This window comes from Bacillus sp. GC_Bacil_1 (assembly GCF_026540675.1).
Classification (GTDB): domain Bacteria; phylum Bacillota; class Bacilli; order Bacillales; family Bacillaceae_G; genus Bacillus_A; species Bacillus_A cereus.
On the sequence record NZ_JALNUG010000018.1, the window covers coordinates 107484 to 113581 of the forward strand.

Sequence of the window (6098 nt, forward strand, 5' to 3'; positions counted from 1 at the left end):
TTTGATTTTTGGGTATTACTTTCCTAATGTTAGTTTATTTAGTACAATGAAAGAATGAACACTTTCAGAAAGTGAGCGATTTTATGAAACATATTAAAATTTCAACAGAGTATATTACACTAGGACAATTTTTAAAGTTAGCTGATGTAATTGATACAGGTGGCGCTGTAAAATGGTTTTTACAAGAATATGAAGTGTACGTGAACAACGAACTTGAAAATAGAAGAGGTCGCAAACTATATGCGAATGATGTTATTGAAATTCCAGGAAGCGGAACTTTCCAAGTTCAGGCATAAAGGGGGAGCCCTTTGTTTATTTCAGAAATACAATTAAAAAACTATCGCAATTATGAAAAATTAGAGCTTTCCTTTGAAGATAAGGTAAATGTAATTATCGGCGAAAATGCACAAGGGAAAACAAACTTGATGGAAGCTATTTATGTTTTAGCGATGGCGAAATCTCATAGAACCTCTAATGATCGCGAACTTATCCGCTGGGATGAAGAGTTTGGTCAAATAAAAGGGAAATTACAAAAAAGAAACAGTTCTTTGTCTTTGGAATTAAATATTTCGAAAAAAGGTAAAAAGGCAAAATTAAATCAACTTGAACAACAAAAGTTAAGTCAATATATTGGCGTGATGAACGTTGTCATGTTTGCCCCAGAAGATTTAAATCTTGTAAAAGGAAGCCCTCAAGTAAGAAGACGCTTTTTAGATATGGAATTAGGACAAATAGCTCCTGTATATTTGTATGAATTAAGTCAATATCAAAAGGTGCTCACGCAACGAAATCACTTGTTGAAAAAAATGCAAGGGAATAGTAAGAATGAGGAAACGATGTTGGATGTATTTACCCTTCAACTAATTGAGCATGGTGCAAAAATACTGCAAAAACGTTTTGAATTTTTGCATTTGCTACAGGAATGGGCAGCTCCAATTCATCGCGGTATAAGCCGTGGATTAGAAGAGTTAGAAATTGTCTATAAACCAAGTGTAGATGTATCAGAATCAATGGATTTGTCGAAAATAAAAGAAGTATACTATGAAAGTTTTCAATCTGTGAAACAACGTGAAATTTTCCGTGGTACGACTTTAATTGGTCCTCATCGTGATGATTTACAATTCTTCGTTAATAGTAAAAATGTTCAAGTCTTTGGTTCGCAAGGACAACAACGAACGACCGCACTATCCCTAAAATTAGCTGAAATTGAATTAATTTATTCAGAGGTTAAAGAATATCCAATCCTTTTACTGGATGATGTTTTATCAGAATTAGACGATTATCGTCAATCACATCTGTTAAATACAATTCAAGGAAAGGTGCAAACATTTGTTACAACGACGAGTGTCGACGGAATTGAACACGAAACATTAAAAGATGCGAAAACAATTCATGTAACGAACGGCACGGTAGATTGTGAAATAGATAGGGCATAAACCCCTGTTTAAATGGAAAAGTAGGTGATCTTTGTGTCAATGGAACAAAAACAAATGCAAGAAAATGCATATGATGAAAGTCAGATACAGGTACTTGAAGGACTAGAGGCAGTTCGGAAACGTCCGGGTATGTATATTGGATCTACGAGTGGGAAGGGACTTCACCACCTTGTATGGGAGATTGTCGATAATAGTATCGATGAAGCGTTAGCAGGATATTGCGATGAAATTAACGTTAGTATCGAAGAAGATAATAGTATTCTTGTAACGGATAATGGACGTGGTATTCCAGTTGGTATACAAGAAAAAATGGGACGTCCTGCAGTAGAGGTTATTATGACTGTCCTCCACGCTGGTGGTAAATTTGGCGGTGGCGGTTATAAAGTTTCTGGTGGTTTGCACGGTGTTGGTGCATCTGTTGTAAATGCCTTATCAACAGAATTAGAAGTATTTGTACATCGTGATGGCAAAATCCATTACCAAAAATACAAAAGAGGTATTCCGGTTGCAGATTTAAAAGTCATCGGTGATACAGATAAGACGGGAACAATAACTCGCTTTAAACCGGATCCAGAAATTTTTAAAGAGACGACAGAATATGAATTCGATACGCTAGCGACTCGTATGCGTGAGTTGGCGTTTTTAAATCGTAATATTAAATTAACAATTGAAGATAAACGTGAACATAAGCAAAAGAAAGAGTTCCACTATGAAGGTGGAATTAAATCATATGTTGAACATTTAAATCGTTCAAAACAACCAATTCATGAAGAGCCTGTATATGTAGAAGGTTCAAAAGATGGTATTCAAGTTGAAGTTGCGCTTCAATATAACGAAGGATATACAAATCATATTTACTCATTTACAAATAATATTCATACGTATGAAGGTGGTACACATGAGGTAGGATTTAAAACTGCCTTAACACGTGTGATTAACGATTATGGTCGTAAAAATAACATTTTAAAAGATGCGGATAGTAATTTGACTGGTGAAGATGTTCGTGAAGGTTTAACAGCAATCGTGTCAATTAAACATCCAAATCCACAATTTGAAGGGCAAACGAAGACGAAACTTGGAAATAGTGAAGCGAGAACGATTACGGAGTCAGTATTCTCTGAGGCTTTTGAAAAATTCTTACTGGAAAATCCCAATGTTGCACGTAAGGTTGTAGATAAAGGGACGATGGCAGCACGTGCGCGTGTAGCAGCTAAAAAGGCTCGTGAGCTAACTCGCCGAAAGAGTGCTTTAGAAGTTTCAAGTTTACCAGGGAAATTGGCAGATTGTTCTTCTAAAGATCCAGCAATTAGTGAAATTTATATCGTAGAGGGTGACTCTGCGGGTGGATCTGCAAAACAAGGACGCGATCGTCATTTTCAAGCAATTTTACCGCTGAAGGGTAAAATTATTAATGTTGAAAAGGCACGCTTAGATAAGATTTTATCAAATGATGAAGTTCGTACAATTATTACGGCGATTGGTACAAATATTGGTGGGGACTTCGATATCGAAAAAGCACGCTATCATAAAGTTATTATTATGACCGATGCTGATGTTGATGGTGCGCATATTCGTACCCTATTATTAACGTTCTTCTATCGTTATATGCGTCAAATAATTGAGTGTGGATATATATATATCGCACAGCCACCTTTGTTTAAAGTGCAACAAGGTAAAAAAATTCAATATGCTTATAATGATAAAGAACTTGAAAAAATATTAGCTGAGTTACCAGCCCAGCCGAAACCAGGAATTCAACGTTATAAAGGTCTTGGAGAGATGAATCCAACTCAGCTATGGGAGACGACAATGGATCCAGAAGTACGTTCGTTACTTCAAGTTTCCCTTCAAGATGCAATAGAAGCAGATGAAACATTTGAAATTTTAATGGGTGATAAAGTGGAACCGCGTCGTAACTTTATCCAAGAGAATGCAAAATACGTGAAAAACCTTGATATTTAAATGAGTAATGACAGGAATCTAAGTATTCCTGTCTTCTACATATAAATCAATGTATGTGTAACGGAAATGTAAGAGGAGGTGCTCGTTGATGTCAGACAATCAACAACAAGCACGAATTCGAGAAATTAATATTAGTCATGAAATGCGTACCTCATTTTTAGATTACGCAATGAGTGTTATCGTATCTCGTGCATTACCAGATGTTCGTGATGGATTAAAACCTGTGCATCGTAGGGTTTTATATGCGATGAATGATTTAGGAATTACAGCTGATAAAGCGTATAAGAAATCAGCACGTATTGTCGGTGAAGTAATCGGTAAGTATCACCCTCATGGAGATTCAGCCGTTTATGAAACAATGGTACGTATGGCGCAAGATTTCAGTCAACGTTATATGCTTGTAGATGGGCATGGTAACTTCGGTTCTGTAGATGGAGATTCAGCAGCGGCAATGCGTTATACAGAGGCAAGAATGTCTAAGATTTCTATGGAATTAATACGTGATATTTCAAAAAATACAATTGATTACCAAGATAACTACGATGGTTCGGAAAGAGAGCCGATTGTATTACCAGCGCGTTTCCCTAATTTATTAGTAAACGGTACGACAGGTATTGCAGTTGGTATGGCAACAAATATTCCGCCACATCAACTTGGCGAAGTAATTGATGGTGTGTTGGCATTAAGCCATAATCCAGATATCACTATCGCGGAATTAATGGAATATATTCCTGGGCCAGACTTCCCGACATCAGGTTTAATCTTAGGGCGAAGTGGCATCCGGAGAGCTTATGAAACAGGACGAGGTTCTATTATGCTTCGTGCCAAAGTTGAAATTGAAGAGAAATCAAATGGTAAACAATCTATTATCGTAACGGAACTACCTTATCAAGTTAATAAGGCACGATTAATTGAAAAAATCGCAGAATTAGTTCGCGATAAGAAAATTGAAGGTATTACAGATTTACGTGATGAATCAGACCGAAATGGTATGCGTATTGTCATGGAAGTACGTCGTGACGCTAATGCAAACGTACTATTAAACAATCTATATAAACATACAGCACTTCAAACAAGTTTCGGTATTAATATGTTGTCTCTTGTAAATGGAGAGCCTCAAGTACTAAACTTAAAACAAAACTTATATCATTATTTGGAGCACCAGAAGGTAGTAATCCGTAGACGTACTGCTTATGAATTAGAAAAAGCAGAGGCACGTGCCCATATTTTAGAAGGATTACGAATTGCTTTAGATCATCTTGATGAAGTTATTATGTTAATTCGTAGTTCAAAAACGGCTGATATTGCAAAGCAAGGCTTAATGGAACGTTTCGGTTTAAGTGAGAAACAAGCGCAAGCGATTTTAGATATGCGTCTGCAACGCTTAACTGGATTAGAACGTGAAAAAATCGAGCAAGAATATCAAGACTTAATGAAATTAATTGCTGAATTAAAAGCGATTTTAGCAGATGAAGAGAAAGTTCTTGAGATTATTCGTGAAGAATTAACAGAAGTAAAAGAGCGTTTCAATGATAAGAGACGAACAGAAATTACAATTGGCGGTATGGAATTTATTGAAGATGAAGATTTAATTCCTGAGCAAAACATTGCGATTACGTTAACTCATAACGGTTATATTAAGAGGTTACCAGCTTCTACGTACAAAACACAGAACCGTGGGGGACGTGGTGTACAAGGAATGGGTACGAATGATGATGACTTTGTTGAACACTTATTAACAACGTCTACTCATGATCATATTTTATTCTTTACAAACAAGGGTAAAGTATACCGTACGAAAGGATATGAAATCCCAGAGTATAGTCGTACTGCAAAAGGGCTACCAATTATTAACCTATTAGGGGTAGATAAGGGTGAGTGGATCAATGCCATTATTCCAATTCGTGAATTTGGTGACGACCAGTTCTTATTCTTTACAACGAAACAAGGTATTTCTAAGAGAACGCCACTTTCATCATTTGCAAATATACGTACAAACGGTTTAATTGCAATTTCGCTTCGTGAAGAAGATGAAGTGATTTCTGTACGTTTAACATCTGGCGATAAAGATATTATCGTAGGGACAAGCAACGGTATGTTAATTCGCTTCAATGAACAAGATGTACGTTCTATGGGCCGTAATGCAGCTGGTGTAAAAGCTATTACATTAGGCGAAGAGGACCAAGTAGTAGGTATGGAAATTGTTGAAGAAGATACGAATGTTTTAATTGTAACGAAAAACGGGTATGGTAAGCGTACTCCAGTTGAAGAGTATCGACTACAAAGTCGTGGTGGTAAAGGTCTTAAGACTTGTAACATTACAGATAAAAACGGTAAGTTAGTAGCGGTTAAGTCTGTAACAGGTGAAGAAGACATCATGCTAATTACAGCCGCAGGCGTTATTATTCGTATGCCAGTTGATCAAATCTCTCAAATGGGACGTAATACACAAGGTGTTCGTCTAATTCGTTTAGAGGATGAGCAAGAGGTAGCGACAGTAGCAAAAGCACAGAAAGATGAAGAAGAAGAATCTAATGAAGAGGTTTCTTCTGAAGAATAAGAGGGGGATTTTCCCCCTCTTATTTTTTTATAATAATACTTGCATAGTAATAGAAAAGTCTATATAATAGGCAGAGTCAGCAAATGAGAGATACAAATTATCTTGAAAAACTTGTTGACGAAAATAATATACTATGATAT

Annotated in this window: 4 protein-coding genes; all 4 read left to right on the forward strand. The window is 36.4% G+C overall.

Annotated features, from left to right (window positions below; genetic code table 11):
- The first annotated feature begins 83 nt into the window (after positions 1 to 83).
- The 4 genes from yaaA to gyrA all read left to right on the forward strand — a co-directional run bounded on the left by yaaA (position 84) and on the right by gyrA (position 5958).
- Positions 84 to 296, forward strand: coding sequence for a S4 domain-containing protein YaaA (gene yaaA / locus OXT04_RS23545; protein ID WP_000680510.1), 213 nt, complete (start codon positions 84 to 86; stop codon positions 294 to 296).
- A 12-nt stretch (positions 297 to 308) separates the two neighbouring features.
- Positions 309 to 1436, forward strand: a complete 1128-nt coding sequence (gene recF, locus OXT04_RS23550) for a DNA replication/repair protein RecF (RefSeq protein ID WP_000470755.1) — start codon at positions 309 to 311, stop codon at positions 1434 to 1436.
- A 39-nt stretch (positions 1437 to 1475) separates the two neighbouring features.
- Positions 1476 to 3398, forward strand: coding sequence for a DNA topoisomerase (ATP-hydrolyzing) subunit B (gene gyrB / locus OXT04_RS23555; RefSeq protein WP_267417959.1), 1923 nt, complete (start codon positions 1476 to 1478; stop codon positions 3396 to 3398).
- Positions 3399 to 3486: 88 nt separating this feature from the next.
- The gene (gene gyrA / locus OXT04_RS23560) at positions 3487 to 5958 is read left to right on the forward strand and encodes a DNA gyrase subunit A (RefSeq protein ID WP_267417961.1); all 2472 of its coding nucleotides are present in this window, start codon (positions 3487 to 3489) and stop codon (positions 5956 to 5958) included.
- The last annotated feature ends 140 nt before the right edge of the window (positions 5959 to 6098 follow it).